Source organism: Mycolicibacterium pyrenivorans (assembly GCF_025821625.1).
Lineage (GTDB): Bacteria > Actinomycetota > Actinomycetes > Mycobacteriales > Mycobacteriaceae > Mycobacterium > Mycobacterium pyrenivorans.
Genome location: NZ_JACKSH010000237.1, coordinates 127,092 through 142,569 on the forward strand (window position 1 = coordinate 127,092; position 15,478 = coordinate 142,569).

The window sequence follows — 15,478 nt, forward strand, 5'->3', positions numbered from 1 at the left end:
GTTATGACCACCGTCCTCGGAGAGGCGGTATGACCACCGAACCGACCCTCGCCGTCATCGGCGCAGGCCCCAAGGCGATCGCGGTGGCGGCGAAGGCCGCCGAGCTACGCGGCATGGGCGTCGACGTGCCCGACGTGGTGGTGATCGAACGCAGCACCGTCGCCGCCAACTGGCAGGCTGTCGGCGGCTGGACCGACGGTCAGCACCGGTTGGGCACCGGCCCGGAGAAGGACGTCGGCTTCCCGTACCGCTCGTCGCTGGTGCCACGGCGCAACGCCGAACTCGACGAGCGGATGATGCGGCACAGCTGGCAGTCCTACCTCATCGCCAGTGCGCAGTTCGCCGAGTGGGTGGACCGGGGACGTCCCGCGCCGACCCACTGCGGGTGGAGCCGTTACCTGCGCTGGGTCGCCGACAACGTCGGGATGTCGGTGATCGCCGGTGAGGTGCAACGCATCTCGGTCGACGGGCAGCGCTGGGAACTGCACACCGCCGGGCGCACGGTGCCCGCCGACGGGGTGATGATCACCGGACCCGGCCAGGCCGGGCGTTCGATCCTGCCGCACGACCCACGGGTGCTGTCGATCGCGCAGTTCTGGGAGCGCGCCGCCCGCAACGAGCTCATCGCCGCCGAACGGGTCGCCGTCATCGGCGGAGGCGAGACGGCCGCCTCGATGCTCAATGAGCTTTTCCGGCATCGAGTTTCGACGATCACGGTCATCTCCCCCCAGGTCACGCTGTTCACCCGGGGGGAGAGCTTCTTCGAGAACACCTTGTTCTCCGACCCGACCCACTGGTCGAGCCTGACGACGGCCGAACGCCGCGACGCGCTGGCACGCACTGATCGTGGCGTCTTCTCGGCGAGGGTGCAGGACGCGCTGCTCGCCGACGATCGCATCCGCCACCTTCGCGGCAGGGTGGCCCACGCCGTGGCCCGTGAGGAACGAATCCGGTTGACGCTGAGCACCGATCGCGGTGGTGAGCGACTGGAGACGGTGCACGGATTCGACCTCGTGATCGACGGCTCGGGAGCGGACTCGATGTGGTTCGTGTCGCTGTTCGCCGACGATGTACGTGACCTGCTGGAGCTCGGGCTGGGGAGGCCGCTGACCGGTGACGCGCTGCAGGAGTCGATCGGGCACGATCTCGCGGTGGCCGGCGTCGAACCGAAACTGTTCCTGCCCGGCCTGGCAGGTCTGACGCAGGGGCCGGGTTTCCCCAACCTGAGCTGCCTGGGTCTGCTGTCCGACCGGGTGCTCGGTGCCCGGTATGCCCGCCAGGACACCCTTTCCGACCGATCGACGAGGAGAACCCATGAGCACCAACCCGTTCGATGACGACTCGACTGAGGTGGCTGGCTCCTTCTACGTGCTGGTGAACGACGAGGACCAGTACAGCCTGTGGCCGACGTTCGCCGGAGTCCCGGCGGGTTGGCGGATCGTGTTCGGTGAGAGCACCCGCGCCGACTGCCTGGCCTACGTCGAGGAGAACTGGACGGACATGCGTCCCCGCAGCCTGCGCGAGGCGATGTCCGGGCACTGAGCGTCAGCTAGCGCTGACCCAACAGCTCACCTGATGGACTGGGCGGGTGGCCGCGACCGGGCGGTCACCCGTGTCGAAAGGTGAAGCCCCATGGCATCCAGATTCGTGACCAAGCTCCTTGCGTGCACCGTGCTCGCCATCCCGCTGTCGACACTTCCGACGGCCGCAGCGCAGCCGGGCAACGGCCCGTTGATCCACACGACGTGCAGCTACGACCAGCTGTACGCGGCTATCCGCGTCGAAGGACCGCAGGCTGCGGCCGAACTCGACAGTCGCCCCGCCGCTCAGCAGAAGCTGCAGCGCCTGGCGGCGATGTCGGTCGAGGAGCGCAAGCAGGAGTGGGCGCGGATGCTCGCCGAGAATCCGCAGCGGCAGGCCAGGATCGACGAGAAATGGGGCACGCCGGAAGGTCAGGAGAAAGCGCAGAGGATGGCACGCATCGCCGAAACCTGCCACAACTACTGATCTGACGGCAGCGTGACGCTCACGGCGAGCCCGCCCTCGGGGCGGGCGACGGCGTGGACCTCACCGCCGTGCGCGCTCGCCACCGAGCGGACGATCGAGAGCCCCAGCCCGGCACCGGATCCCACCCGCTCCGTGGCGGCCAGCCGCCGGAACGGCTCGAAGATCGTGCCGACATCGGCCGGCGAGACCACCGGACCGGAATTGTGCACGGTCGTCATCGCCGCGCCGTCCCCGGCCGAGACCGTCACACCGATCCAGCCGCCCTCGGGCACGTTGTACCGCAGCGCATTGTCGATGAGGTTCTGGGCGACGCGCTCGAGCAGGGCGGGGTCACCACGCACGTAGGCCTGCCGGAGGTCGGCACGGATCTCGATCCCTGCGCTCTCGGCGTCGGCGCGCGCGGTGGCCAGCGCGCGATCGGTGACTTCGCCCATGTCGACCCTGGCGCGCGCCTGCAGCTGCTGCTCGCTGGAGGCCAGCACCAGCAGACCGTCGATGAGGAGTTCGTTGCGGCGATTGACGCTCAGCAACGTCTCGCCGAGCCTGACGGTGGCCTCGGGGGCGTCCGGCTCCTCCAGGGCGACCTCGATGAGGGTGCGGTTGATCGCCAGGGGGGTGCGCAGTTCGTGCGAGGCGTTGGCCACGAACCGGCGCTGACCGTCGAACGCGCGGTCGAGCCGTTCCAGCATCGCGTCGAAGGTGTCTGCCAGTTTCTTGATCTCGTCGTTCGGGCCGTCCAGCGCGATCCGCTCGTGCAGGCTGCGGTCGGCGACCCGGCGTGCCGTCGCGGTGACGTTCTGCAGCGGCGCGAGCGCACGTCCGGCCATCAGCCACCCGAATCCGCCCGCCGCGAGGCCCACCGCGCCGAGGGATACCAGCGACCAGACCAGCATTGTCTGCAGGGTCTCGCGGCGCTCCCGCTCGGCCTCCGCGGCGATGGCGCGGAAAAGCGCGTCCACCACCGGCCGGTTGCGCACCCCGCGGTCGTCCAGGAACTGGCTGACCACACCCTGCGCGCCGCCGGGGCGACTGTGCAGCGACTGCTGCAGAGAGAAGTACGTCAGGCCGATGAGGACCGCCCCGGCCACGAAGAAGGCGCCGGCGTACAGGACGGTCAGGCGCAGCCGGATCGTCGACCGGGGGCGGGATTTGCGGGTCGTCATCGGATGCGGTACCCGACGCCCGGCTCGGTCTCGATCACCGGGGGATCGCCGAGCTTGCGACGCAACATCATGATCGTGTACCGGACCACCCCGGTGAACGGGTCGATGTTCTCGTCCCATGCCTTCTCCAGCAGATGCTCGGCCGACACCACGCCACCCTCGGCGTGCAGCAACTCGGTGAGGACCGCGAACTCCTTGCGGGACAGGGAAATCGGTCTGCCGTCGCGCGCTACCGTGTGCTGGTGCGGGTCCATCCGGATGCCACTTCTGTCGAGCACCGGTGGGACGGCGGGACGCGCCCGCCGGGCAAGGGCCTGCACGCGGGCCACGAGTTCGGCGAACGCGAACGGCTTGATCAGGTAGTCGTCGGCGCCCAGCCGCAGGCCCGCCACACGATCCATCACCGCGGTCGCCGCCGTCAGCATCAGGATTCGGGAGTCGCGGCCGGACCGGGTCAACGTCGCGCACACGTCGTCGCCCGACACCGCGGGCAGGTCGCGGTCGAGGATCACCACGTCGTAGTCGTTGAGCGCCGCCCGCTCGAGGGCACTCGCGCCGTCGTACGGACGTCGACGGCCATCGCGTGGCGGCGCAGGCCGGTGGCCACCGCGTCTGCCAGCAGCTTCTCGTCCTCCACCACCAGCACTCGCATGGTTACCATCGTGCACGTCAACGGCGTTTGGGCGCTGTGAGGAAAACGGGGCGGAGCCGTCACCCCTGCTGGGGCAGCGGCATGTCCATGTCGAACACCCGCGCGTGCAGCACCGTCCTGTTGCGCAGCGCCGCGCGCACCGCCCGGTGCAGTCCGTCTTCGAGATAGATGTTGCCGCGCCACCTGACCGCGTGCGGGAACAGATCGCCGTAGAACGTGGAGTCCTCGGACAGCAGCCGGTCCAGGGCGAGGACTGTGGTCGTCATCACCAACTCGTCGAGGCGGATCTGGCGGGGCGGGATCTGGGCCCACTGCCGGTGCGACAGCCCGTGGTCGGGGTAGGGCCTGCCATCCCGGACTCCCTTGAAGATCATCGACGCGCCTTCGCTTGCATTGCCCCCGCAATACCGATCTGCAAGGTTAACCCGCGGCGGCCGAGGGTGCTGCGGGGTCGCCGTGGAGGGCGGCGTCGGTGAACCCGCTGCTGATCACCGTAAACTGAACGACGACCGGTCTCTGCGACCAAAGGTAGGTGAACTGTGGGTAGTGCTGACGATCGTCGGTTCGAGGTGCTGCGTGCCATCGTCGCCGACTTCGTGTCCACCAAGGAACCCATCGGCTCCAAGTCCCTCGTCGAGCGCCACAACCTCGGGGTATCGAGCGCGACGGTGCGTAACGACATGGCGGTGCTGGAGACCGAGGGCTACATCGCCCAGCCGCACACCAGCTCGGGCCGGGTGCCCACCGAGAAGGGCTATCGCGAGTTCGTCGATCGGCTCGACGACGTCAAGCCGATGTCGAGCGCCGAGCGGCGCGCCATCCTGTCGTTCCTGGAGAGCGGCGTCGACCTCGACGACGTGCTGCGCCGCGCCGTGCGACTGCTCGCCCAGCTGACCCGCCAGGTCGCGATCGTGCAGTACCCGACGCTGTCGACGTCGTCGGTCCGCCACCTGGAGGTGGTGGCGCTGACGCCGGCGCGGCTGCTGCTGGTGGTCATCACCGACTCGGGTCGCGTCGATCAGCGGATCGTCGAACTCGGCGACGGCATCGACGACGTGCAACTGTCCCAGTTGCGCGATCTTCTGGGCCAGGCGTTGGAGGGTAAGCCGCTGGCCGCGGCCTCGGTGGCCGTGTCCGACCTGGCCGCACACCTCAACGGTCAGGGCGGCCTCGCCGACGCGGTCGGCAGGTCGGCGACGGTGCTGGTGGAATCCCTGGTCGAGCACAGCGAGGAGCGGCTGCTGCTGGGCGGCACCGCCAACCTGACGCGAAACACCGCAGACTTCGGCGGTTCGCTGCGCTCGGTGCTCGAGGCGCTCGAGGAGCAGGTGGTGGTGTTGCGGCTGCTCGCGGCGCAACAGGAGGCGGGCAAGGTGACCGTTCGCATCGGTCACGAGACAGAGGCTGAACAGATGGCGGGCACCTCGGTGGTCAGCACCGCGTACGGCAGTTCGGGCAAGGTGTTCGGCGGCATGGGTGTGCTTGGTCCCACACGGATGGACTATCCGGGAACTATCGCCAATGTCGCCGCGGTTGCTCTCTATATTGGCGAGGTCCTAGGTAGCCGCTGATCCGTTTCGGTTTCGATCGGATCATCGGGTGGGAAAGGTTGAGCGTGGCACGCGACTATTACGGGCTGCTCGGAGTGAGCAACGGCGCGACTGATTCGGAGATCAAGCGCGCCTATCGCAAGCTCGCCCGCGAGCTTCACCCCGACGTCAACCCCGACGAGGAGGCGCAGGCGCGCTTCAAGGAGATCAGTGTCGCCTACGAGGTGCTCAGCGATCCGGAGAAGCGCCGCATCGTCGACCTGGGCGGCGATCCGTTGGAGTCCGCGGGGGCCGGGGCCGGTGGCGGATTCGCCGGGTTCGGCGGCCTCGGCGACGTCTTCGAGGCGTTCTTCGGCGGGGGAGCCACCTCGCGTGGCCCGACCGGCCGGGTGCGGCCCGGTTCCGATTCGCTGCTGCGGATGCGCCTCGACCTTGCGGAGTGCGCTACGGGCGTGACCAAGCAGGTCACCGTCGACACCGCGGTGTTGTGCGATTTGTGCCAGGGCAAGGGCACGCACGGGAACTCCACCCCGGTGGCGTGTGACACCTGCGGCGGGCGTGGCGAGATCCAGACGGTGCAGCGTTCCCTGCTCGGCCAGGTCATGACGTCGCGCCCCTGTCCGGTGTGCGGCGGCGTCGGCGAGGTCATCCCGGACCCGTGCAACCGGTGCGCCGGTGACGGCCGGGTGCGCGCTCGCCGCGACATCAGCGTCAAGATCCCTGCCGGGGTGGGTGACGGCATGCGGGTGCGGTTGGCCGCCCAGGGCGAGGTCGGCCCCGGCGGCGGCCCCGCCGGTGACCTGTACGTCGAGGTCCACGAGAAGCCGCACGACGTGTTCGTCCGCGACGGTGACGACCTGCACTGCACCATCTCGGTGCCGATGGTCGACGCCGCACTGGGCACCACGGTCACCGTCGACGCGATCCTCGACGGGCCGATCGACATCACCATCGGCGCCGGAACCCAACCCGGTTCGGTCACCACACTGCGCGGTCACGGCATGCCGCATCTGCGGTCCGGGGTGCGCGGCAACCTGCACGCGCACATCGACGTCGTCGTACCGTCGCGGCTCGACCACGAGGACGTCGAGCTGCTGCAGGCGTTCAAGGAACGCACCAAGGGCATCGCCGAGGTGCGCAGCACCCAGAGCAACAACTCGTCGCACGGTGGCGGACTGTTCAACCGACTGCGCGAAACGTTCACCGGTCGCTAGACCGGCGCTGCCGCCCCGATGCGCTCGCTGTTCTACGTCGACGTCGTTCCCGCCCCAGGTGACCTCGCCGTCGTCGACGGCGAGGAGGGCCACCACGCGGCCACCGTCTGCCGGACCCGCCATGGTGAGGAACTCGACCTCGCCGACGGCGCAGGCATCCTCGCGCACTGCATCGTCGAGGACGTCGCCAAAGGACGGCTGACCGCCAGGGTGCTCGAACGCCGCCTGGTGCCGCCGCCCGCACCGGCTGTCACCATCGTTCAGGCCCTGCCCAAATCGGAGCGCTCGGAACTGGCGATCGAGCTGGCCACGGAGGCGGGTGCGGACGCCTTCGTGGCGTGGCAGGCGTCGCGCTGCGTGGCCCGTTGGGACGGTGCGGCGAAGGTGGACAAGGGATTGCGGCGTTGGCGCGCGGTGGCACGCTCGGCCGCCCGGCAATCGCGGCGTCCGTACATCCCGTCCGTCGACGGTGTCGTCACCACCCGCGATCTGGTCGAGTCGACGCGGCGCGCGGCGGCAGGCACGGTACTGGTGCTGCACGAGTCGGCGAGCAGGCCGCTGGCCGACGCGGTCGCGGGGCACGGCGATCCGTTGACCTTGATCGTGGGTCCGGAGGGAGGCGTCGCCGATGACGAACTGGCGGCGTTCACCGACGCCGGCGCTGTGGCGGTCCGGCTCGGCCCCACGGTGCTGCGCACGTCGACGGCGGCGGCGGTGGCGCTGGGCGCGCTGGGCGTGCTGACGCCGCGCTGGTCATAACCCCCGGGGGTAGCAGCCCCGCGCGGGTGTAGATAGGTTAGCCTTCCCTTCGGAAATACAGGAAGCCCGAGGGCTGCGCCGAGTTAGAAGGACTCCCGATTCTCACCCGTGTGACCCGAGCCTGGATACCGCTCGTCTTGGTGCTCGTCCTCGTCGTCGGAGGATTCACGGTGTGGCGGATCCGCAACATCTTCGGCTCGCATCAACTGCCGACGTATGCGGGCAGCATGTCCGAGGATTCCAACAAGTCCGATCCCGAGATCGTGCGCTACGAGGTCTTCGGCGATCCAGGGGCCACCGCAGACATCAACTACATCGACGACGAGGGTGACCCCAACCAGGTCGTCGGAGCCACCCTGCCCTGGTCGATCGAGGTCGAGACGAACTCGCCCGCCATGGTCGGAAACGTTGTGGCGCAAGGTGACGGCGACTTCATCGGCTGCCGGATCTTCGCCGACGGCGTCGTCAAGGACGAACGCAGCGCTCACAACGTCAGCGCCTACGTCTACTGCTTCACCAAGTCGGCATGAGATCCAACGAGACGACGCTTCGGGAACCCACACCCGGCGCGCGCTGGATCCGCCGCCTGGCGATCCCGATCGTCCTCGGCTGGCTGCTGCTGGTGGTCGCGCTCAACGTCGTGGTGCCCCAACTCGAGGTGGTGGCCAGCCAGAACGCCGTGTCGATGAGTCCCGGCGATGCGCCGTCGATGCAGGCGATGTCCGACATGGGCAGGCTGTTCGGGGAGTCGGACTCCGACTCCATCGCGATGCTCGTGCTGGAGAGCGACGAGCCCCTCGGCGACGACGCGCGCGCCTACTACGCCCAGCTCGTCGACAAGCTCGAGGCCGCCCCCGACCACGTCCGCAACATCCAGGACATGTGGGGCGACCCGCTCACCGAAGCCGCCGCGCAGAGCTCCGACGGCCGCGCCGCCTACGTCGCGCTGAACCTCGCGGGGAACATGGGCGAGACGAAGTCCAACGAATCGGTGGAGGCCGTCCGCGACATCGTCGACAGGTCACCGCCCCCACCGGGCGTGCAGGTGCACCTGACCGGACCGGCCGCGCTGACCGCCGACGTGAACATCGCGGGCGAGAGCAGCATGGCGCGGATCCTGCTGGTCACGTTCGTGGTGATCATCGTGTTGCTGCTGTTCTTCTACCGGTCGATCACGACGGTCATCCTGCTGCTGGTCATGGTCGGCATCCAGCTGTCCGTCGCGCGTGGCGTCGTGGCGGCGCTGGGCCACTTCCAGGTCATCGGGTTGTCGACCTTCGCGGTGAACCTGCTGGTGTCGCTGGCCGTCGCCGCGGGCACCGACTACGCGATCTTCCTGGTCGGTCGCTACCAGGAGGCCCGTGCCGCCGGCGCCGACCGCGAGGGCGCCTACTACGAGATGTTCGCCGGCACCGCGCACGTGGTGCTGGGCTCCGGTCTGACCATCGCCGGCGCGATGTACTGCCTGAGCTTCACCCGGATGCCCTATTTCCAGAGCATGGGCATCCCGTGCGCGGTGGGCATCGTCGCCGGGGTCGCCGTCGCGCTCACCCTGGGCCCTGCCATCGTCACCCTCGGCAGCCGTTTCGGGCTGCTGGAGCCCAAGCGCGCCATGCGGATTCGCACCTGGCGGCGCATCGGCGCGATGGTGGTGCGCTGGCCCGGTCCCATCCTGGTGGCGTCCCTCGCGCTGGCGCTGATCGGGTTGGCCGCGCTGCCGGGCTACCAGACCAGCTACGACGACACCCGCTACATCCCCGCGTCCATCCCGGCGAACGCCGGACTGCAGGCGGCGACCCAGCATTTCTCGCTGTCGCGGATGAGCCCCGAGGTGCTCATCGTCGAGGCCGACCGCGACCTGCGGAACTCGTCGGACTTCCTGATCCTCGACCGGCTCGCCAAGAGGGTGTTCGGTGTCGAGGGCATCGCGCGTGTGCAGGCGCCGAGCCGCCCGGACGGCGCACCCATCGCGCACACCTCGATCCCGTTCCTGATCAGCATGCAGGGCGTCGGCCAGCAGCAGAACATGAAGCTGATGAAGGACCGCATCGCCGACATGCGCGTCCAGGCCGACGACATCGCCGAGACGATCACGACGATGAAGACGATGTTCGCGCTGATGACGAAGTTCTCCGGCATCACGACGGACATGATCGCCGACATGACGGACATGCGCGACACCGTGCACCAGCTGCGGGACATGGTCGCGAACTTCGACGACCAGTTCCGCCCGATCCGCAACTACTTCTACTGGGAACCGCACTGCTACAACATCCCGCTGTGCTGGTCGTTCCGGTCGCTGTTCGACTCGATGGACGGCATCAGCGTCATGACCGACACGTTCGACAAGGCCGTCGTGAACATGGACGAGATGAAGGCGCTGCTGCCGCAGATGCTGGCGACGTTCCCACCGATGATCGAGACCATGGAGAGCATGCGTCAGATGATGCTGACGACGTATGCCACCATGGGCGGCTTCTACGACCAGATGGACGAGTTGACCCGCGACTCCACCGAGATGGGCAAGGCCTTCGACCAGGCCAAGAACGACGACTCGTTCTACCTGCCGCCGGAGGTGTTCGAGAACGAGGACTTCAAGCGCGCGATGGAGAGCTTCTTCTCGCCGGACGGGAAGACCGTGCGCATGCTGATCGCCCACCGCGGCAACCCGACCACCGAGGAGGCGCTGCAGAGGGTCGACCCGATCAAGGTCGCGGCGATCGAGGCGCTCAAGGGCACCCCGCTGGAAGACGCGAAGATCCAACTCGGCGGCACCGCGGCGACGTTCAAGGACATGTCCGACGGCTCGCGCTACGACCTGTTGATCGCGGTCATCTCGGCGATGTGCCTGGTCCTGATGATCATGCTGGTCCTGACGCGCAGCCTGGTCGCCGCGCTGGTGATCGTCGGCACCGTCACGCTGTCCCTCGGCGCCTCGTTCGGGATCTCGATCCTGATCTGGCAGCACATAGTCGGCGTCGAGTTGCACTGGATGGTGCTCGCCCTGTCGATCATCGCGCTGATCGCCGTCGGATCGGACTACAACCTGCTGCTGGTCTCCCGGTTCAAGGAGGAGATTCCCGCAGGCATCAAGACCGGAATCGTCCGGGCGATCGGCGGGACCGGCAGCGTCGTGACGGCCGCGGGCGTGGTGTTCGCGCTGACGATGGCATCGATGGTGGTCAGCGACCTGCGGATCATGGCCCAGGTGGGCACCACGATCGGGCTGGGGCTGCTGTTCGACACGTTCATCGTGCGCTCGTTCATGATGCCCGCGATCGCGACCTTGCTGGGCCGCTGGTTCTGGTGGCCCGTGGTGGTGCGCACCCGACCGCCCCGCCCGCCGCGGGCGCAGCAGATCGACCCGACCACGTCCATCCCGGTGGGGCGGCCTTAACCGTTGGGCGGTGACGGTCGGCGACGCTAAACTGGGTTCTCGACTTCCAGATCGGCAGGAACGCAGGTCGAGACTCAGAAAGCAGGCAGAAAACCACACGTGAGCCCCCGCGAGACGAACGCTGCCTCGAATGAACCTGACTCCACTGTCCGCAGCAGCAGGATCGATGTTCCGCCCGCCTACGTCGTGGGCCTGCTGGGCTCCTCCGACGAGAACCTGCGCGCACTCGAGAGCCTCGTGTCCGCCGACATCCACGCCCGCGGCAACGCGGTGACCCTGTCGGGTGAACCCGCCGACGTCGCACTCGCCGAACGGGTGATCTCGGAACTGGTCGAGATCGTCGCCAGCGGTCAGACGCTGACGCCGGAGGCCGTGCGCCACAGCGTGGCCATGCTGACGGGCACTGACGAGGAGTCACCGGCCGAGGTGCTGACGCTGGACATCCTGTCGCGGCGCGGCAAGACGATCCGGCCCAAGACGCTGAACCAGAAGCGCTACGTCGATGCGATCGATGCGCACACCATTGTGTTCGGCATCGGCCCCGCCGGCACCGGCAAGACGTATCTGGCGATGGCCAAGGCCGTCAACGCCCTGCAGACCAAGAAGGTCAGCCGGATCATTCTGACCCGTCCGGCGGTGGAGGCCGGTGAGCGCCTCGGTTTCCTTCCCGGGACGTTGAGCGAGAAGATCGATCCGTACCTGCGCCCGCTGTACGACGCGCTGCACGACATGATGGATCCCGAGTTGATCCCGAAGCTGATGAGCGCAGGCGTGATCGAGGTGGCCCCGCTGGGGTACATGCGGGGCAGAACGCTCTCGGATGCGTTCATCATCCTCGACGAGGCGCAGAACACCACCGCCGAGCAGATGAAGATGTTCCTCACGCGGCTGGGATTCGACTCGAAAATCGTTGTGACAGGCGACATCACGCAGGTCGATCTCCCCGGCGGCGCCCCCTCCGGATTGCGCACGGCGATGCGGATTCTCGACGGCATCGACGACATTCACTTCAGCGAACTCACCAGTGCCGACGTGGTCCGCCACCGGCTGGTGTCCGAGATCGTGGACGCGTACGCGCGAAGTGACGAGCCGACCCTGATGAACCGGGCGCAGCGGCGTTCGTCGGGCACCGGCAGACCGAGGCGGTAGCGGACCACCCCATGAGCATCGAGGTTGCCAACGAATCGGGCATCGACGTCTCCGAACAGGAACTGATCAGCGTCGCCAAGTTCGTCATCCGCAAGATGGACGTCAATCCTGCCGCCGAGCTGTCGATGGTGCTGCTGGACACCGCGGCGATGGCCGATCTGCACGTGCGTTGGATGGACCTTCCCGGTCCCACCGACGTCATGAGTTTCCCGATGGACGAGCTGGAGCCCGGCGGCAGGCCCGACGCGCCGGAACCCGGCCCGTCGATGCTCGGCGACATCGTGCTGTGTCCGGAGTTCGCGGCCAAGCAGGCCGCCGAGGCCGGCCACACCCTCGGCCAGGAACTGGCGCTGCTCACCGTGCACGGCGTGCTGCACCTGCTCGGCTACGACCACGCCGAACCAGACGAGGAAAAAGAGATGTTCGCGCTGCAACGCCAACTGCTCGAGGAGTGGGTGGCCGACCAGGTCGAGGCCTATTACCAGGACCGGCAGACCGAGAAGGACCGCAGGCTGATCGACGGGTCCAGGCTCTTCGACGAGCCGAACCACGGCGACAATCCGTGAGCCCCGTCGGCCAACTGATCAGCGCCATCGTGCTGGTCGCGTTCGGCGGTCTGTTCGCGGCGATCGATGCGGCGCTGAGCACGGTGTCGATGGCGCGCGTCGAGGAACTCGTCCGCGACGAACGTCCGGGCGCGGTGCGGCTGGCCAGGGTGATGGTCGAGCGGCCCCGCTACATCAACCTCATCGTGCTGCTCCGCATCGCCTGCGAGGTCAGCGCGACCGTGCTGCTCGCGGCGTACCTGGATGGTGGCCTCGGGGTGACGTGGGGGCTGGCCGTCGCGGCCGCGATCATGGTGGTGGTCAGCTTCGTGGCGATCGGTGTCGGCCCCCGCACCGTGGGCAGGCAGAACGCCTACACCATCGCGTTGCTCACCGCCCTTCCGCTGCAGGCGATCTCGGTGCTGCTGTTGCCGGTCAGCCGCCTGCTGGTGTTGCTCGGTAATGCGCTGACACCGGGCCGCGGATTCCGCAACGGCCCGTTCGCCTCCGAGATCGAGCTGCGCGAGGTCGTCGACCTGGCCCAGCAGCGCGGCGTGGTCGCCGACGACGAGCGCCGGATGATCCAGTCGGTGTTTGAGCTCGGTGACACCCCGGCCCGCGAGGTCATGGTGCCGCGTACCGAGATGGTGTGGATCGAATGTGATAAGACAGCCGGTCAGGCCACCTCGTTGGCGGTGCGCAGCGGGCACTCGAGAATCCCGGTGATCGGCGAGAACGTCGACGACGTCGTCGGTGTCGTGTACCTGAAGGACCTCGTGCAGCGCACGTACTACTCGATGAACGGCGGCAGGGACACCAGGGTCTCCGACGTGATGCGCAAGGCCGCGTTCGTCCCGGACTCCAAGCCGCTGGACGAGCTGCTGCGGGAGATGCAGCGCGACCGCGTTCACATGGTGCTGCTGGTGGACGAATACGGCGCGATCGCGGGGCTGGTGACGATCGAGGACGTGCTCGAGGAGATCGTCGGGGAGATCGCCGACGAGTACGACACCGACGAGGTCGCCCCGGTGGAAGAGCTGGGTGACAAGCGGTATCGGGTGTCCGCCCGGCTTCCGATCGAAGACCTCAGCGAGCTCTACGACGTCACGTTCGACGACGACCTCGACGTCGACACCGTGGGAGGGCTGGTCGCGCTCGAACTCGGTCGTGTGCCGCTGCCGGGCGCCGAGGTGACATGGGACGGTCTGCGGCTGCAAGCCGAGGGTGGACCGGACCCGCGGGGGCGTGTCCGGATCGGCACCGTGCTGGTCAGTCCCGTGGAACCGGATCCCGACGACGACGGAGATGAACACCAATGAGCGAGCTGGATCCCGAGGACGCGAAGCTGGTGGTCCTCGCGCGCGGCGCGATGGGCCGCGCCGAGGCGTCCAGCGGCGCGGCTGTCCGCGACGCCGACGGCCGCACCTACGCCGGAGCCCCGGTGGCGCTTGCGGCTCTGGAGTTGACGGCGCTGCAGGCCGCGGTCGCCGCGGCGGTGTCCAGCGGTGCGACGGGCCTCGAGGCCGCGGTGCTGGTGGGCGGATCGGCCGACGACGACGGCGTCGCGGCGGTGCGGGAGCTGTCCGGTGAGGCGGCGATCATCGTGACCGACCGGGCGGGCAACCCGCTATGACCGCCCCGGAAGGCGAGTTCCGTTCGGGCTTCGTCTGTTTCGTCGGCAGGCCGAACACCGGCAAGTCGACGCTGACCAACGCGCTGGTCGGCACCAAGGTGGCGATCACGTCGAACCGGCCGCAGACCACCCGGCACACGATCCGCGGCATCGTGCACCGCGACGCGTTCCAGATCATCTTGGTGGACACCCCCGGGTTGCACCGTCCCCGGACGCTGCTGGGACAGCGGCTCAACGATCTGGTCAAGGGCACGTACTCGGAAGTGGACGTGATCGGGCTGTGCATCCCCGCCGACGAGAAAATCGGGCCGGGGGACCGGTGGATCGTCGAGCAGATCCGCGCCGTGGCACCGAGGACGACGCTGATCGCGATCGTCACCAAGATCGACAAGGTGTCCAAGGACCAGGTTGCTGGACAGCTCATGGCGGTCAGCGAACTCGTCGGCGCCGACACCGAGATCGTGCCGGTGTCGGCGACCAAGGGTGAACAACTCGACGTCCTCATCGACCTGCTCGCCGCGCAGCTGCCGCCGGGCCCGGCGTTCTACCCTGACGGCGAGCTCACCGACGAACCCGAGGAGACGTTGATCGCGGAGCTCATCCGCGAGGCCGCCCTTGAGGGTGTCCGCGACGAGCTACCCCATTCGCTCGCGGTGGTCATCGAGGAGATGGAGCTGCGGCCGGACCGCCCAGACGATCAGCCCCTGATGGACGTGCACGCCATCCTGTACGTCGAACGCGACTCCCAGAAGGGCATCGTCATCGGCAAGGGCGGCGCGCGGCTGCGTGAGGTGGGCACCGCGGCGCGCACGCAGATCGAGAAGCTGCTGGGCACCAAGGTCTATCTGGATCTGCGCGTGAAGATCGCCAAGAACTGGCAGCGCGACCCCAAACAGCTAGGCCGACTGGGTTTCTAGCTATCCGGGCTGGCCGTAGACCGCGACCACGACGCTGCGGTCCAGTCTGTTCTCCGACCACACGCCGATCTGGGTGTTCGCGCAGTTGGACATGATCGCCATGTAGTCGGGCCGGTGATACCACTGGTTCATGATCTCGACCCCGCTGATGGCCAGCGCGGGGTTGATCGCGACGGTCTCGGACACCGTGCCCACGAACCCGGCCTTGTTGGCACGGTCCTGAGCGGTCGATCCGTCGGAACCGATGTCGCCGTTCAGGGCGCGGTTGTTGAGGACGTCGTTGGTGTGCCACTGCGCGGCCAGCCTGAGCTGGGGGTTGATCTTGATCTCGGTGGCGCACTGCTGCTGCTTCTGGATCGTGTAGACGTTGACGACGACGCTCTCGTTGAGTCGCTTGTTGTCCGCGTGGGCGGCAGGCATACCTGCAGAGATGCCGGCGGAGACGCCCAACAGCGCCACCGCAGGCAGAGCGCGCACGATCATGCTGAGGGT

At 68.1% G+C, this 15,478-nt stretch carries 16 protein-coding genes and 1 pseudogene; 13 read left to right on the plus strand and 4 right to left on the minus strand.

Annotated elements, in window-relative coordinates:
• The first annotated feature begins 29 nt into the window (after positions 1–29).
• The 3 genes from mbtG (at position 30) to H7I57_RS25955 (ending at position 2,007) form a co-directional block, all read left to right on the plus strand.
• Entirely contained in the window at positions 30–1,337 is a 1,308-nt protein-coding gene (gene mbtG / locus H7I57_RS25945) for an NADPH-dependent L-lysine N(6)-monooxygenase MbtG (RefSeq protein WP_264027072.1), read from the plus strand.
• A complete protein-coding gene (locus H7I57_RS25950; protein ID WP_264027074.1) occupies positions 1,315–1,542 on the plus strand; it encodes an MbtH family protein in 228 nt (75 codons plus the stop codon). The genes mbtG and H7I57_RS25950 overlap by 23 nt, the downstream gene beginning before the upstream one ends.
• A gap of 90 nt (positions 1,543–1,632) precedes the next feature.
• Complete coding sequence (locus tag H7I57_RS25955) at positions 1,633–2,007, plus strand: hemophore-related protein (RefSeq protein WP_264027076.1); 375 nt, start codon at positions 1,633–1,635, stop codon at positions 2,005–2,007.
• Here H7I57_RS25955 and H7I57_RS25960 read toward each other — a convergent pair.
• The 3 genes and pseudogenes from H7I57_RS25960 to H7I57_RS25970 form a co-directional block, all read right to left on the minus strand.
• Positions 2,001–3,170, minus strand: a complete 1,170-nt coding sequence (locus tag H7I57_RS25960; RefSeq protein WP_264027077.1) for a sensor histidine kinase — start codon at positions 3,168–3,170, stop codon at positions 2,001–2,003. The genes H7I57_RS25955 and H7I57_RS25960 overlap by 7 nt on opposite strands.
• Positions 3,167–3,822, minus strand: a pseudogene (locus H7I57_RS25965) (response regulator transcription factor). The gene H7I57_RS25960 and the pseudogene H7I57_RS25965 overlap by 4 nt, the downstream one beginning before the upstream one ends.
• Before the next feature lie 59 nt (positions 3,823–3,881).
• Positions 3,882–4,196, minus strand: coding sequence for a type II toxin-antitoxin system VapB family antitoxin (locus H7I57_RS25970; RefSeq protein WP_264027079.1), 315 nt, complete (start codon positions 4,194–4,196; stop codon positions 3,882–3,884).
• A gap of 165 nt (positions 4,197–4,361) precedes the next feature.
• Between H7I57_RS25970 and hrcA the strand changes: the two genes are divergently transcribed.
• The 10 genes from hrcA to era all read left to right on the plus strand — a co-directional run bounded on the left by hrcA (position 4,362) and on the right by era (position 14,986).
• Positions 4,362–5,393, plus strand: coding sequence for a heat-inducible transcriptional repressor HrcA (gene hrcA / locus H7I57_RS25975; RefSeq protein ID WP_264027081.1), 1,032 nt, complete (start codon positions 4,362–4,364; stop codon positions 5,391–5,393).
• A 44-nt stretch (positions 5,394–5,437) separates the two neighbouring features.
• Positions 5,438–6,586 (plus strand): molecular chaperone DnaJ, encoded by a 1,149-nt coding sequence (gene dnaJ, locus H7I57_RS25980; RefSeq protein ID WP_264027083.1) that lies wholly within the window; start codon positions 5,438–5,440, stop codon positions 6,584–6,586.
• 18 nt (positions 6,587–6,604) lie between these two features.
• Positions 6,605–7,345 carry a 16S rRNA (uracil(1498)-N(3))-methyltransferase gene (locus H7I57_RS25985; RefSeq protein WP_264027084.1) on the plus strand — a complete coding sequence of 247 codons (741 nt, stop codon included), beginning with the start codon at positions 6,605–6,607 and terminating at the stop codon, positions 7,343–7,345.
• Positions 7,346–7,455: 110 nt separating this feature from the next.
• Positions 7,456–7,875, plus strand: a complete 420-nt coding sequence (locus H7I57_RS25990) for an MmpS family transport accessory protein (protein WP_264027086.1) — start codon at positions 7,456–7,458, stop codon at positions 7,873–7,875.
• Entirely contained in the window at positions 7,872–10,742 is a 2,871-nt protein-coding gene (locus H7I57_RS25995) for an MMPL/RND family transporter (protein ID WP_264027087.1), read from the plus strand. Before H7I57_RS25990 ends, H7I57_RS25995 begins: the two co-directional genes overlap by 4 nt.
• Positions 10,743–10,841: 99 nt before the next feature.
• The gene (locus H7I57_RS26000; protein ID WP_264027088.1) at positions 10,842–11,891 is read left to right on the plus strand and encodes a PhoH family protein; all 1,050 of its coding nucleotides are present in this window, start codon (positions 10,842–10,844) and stop codon (positions 11,889–11,891) included.
• 11 nt (positions 11,892–11,902) lie between these two features.
• Positions 11,903–12,457, plus strand: a complete 555-nt coding sequence (ybeY, locus tag H7I57_RS26005; protein ID WP_264027090.1) for an rRNA maturation RNase YbeY — start codon at positions 11,903–11,905, stop codon at positions 12,455–12,457.
• Entirely contained in the window at positions 12,454–13,755 is a 1,302-nt protein-coding gene (locus H7I57_RS26010) for a hemolysin family protein (protein ID WP_264027092.1), read from the plus strand. Before ybeY ends, H7I57_RS26010 begins: the two co-directional genes overlap by 4 nt.
• The gene (locus H7I57_RS26015; RefSeq protein WP_264027093.1) at positions 13,752–14,069 is read left to right on the plus strand and encodes a cytidine deaminase-like protein; all 318 of its coding nucleotides are present in this window, start codon (positions 13,752–13,754) and stop codon (positions 14,067–14,069) included. Before H7I57_RS26010 ends, H7I57_RS26015 begins: the two co-directional genes overlap by 4 nt.
• Positions 14,066–14,986 (plus strand): GTPase Era, encoded by a 921-nt coding sequence (gene era, locus H7I57_RS26020; RefSeq protein WP_264027095.1) that lies wholly within the window; start codon positions 14,066–14,068, stop codon positions 14,984–14,986. Before H7I57_RS26015 ends, era begins: the two co-directional genes overlap by 4 nt.
• Here the strand turns inward: era and H7I57_RS26025 are convergent, their stop codons facing one another.
• Positions 14,987–15,469: a CAP domain-containing protein gene (locus H7I57_RS26025; protein ID WP_264027183.1), complete on the minus strand. Its 483-nt coding sequence runs from the start codon at positions 15,467–15,469 to the stop codon at positions 14,987–14,989.
• Between the last annotated feature and the right edge of the window lie 9 nt (positions 15,470–15,478).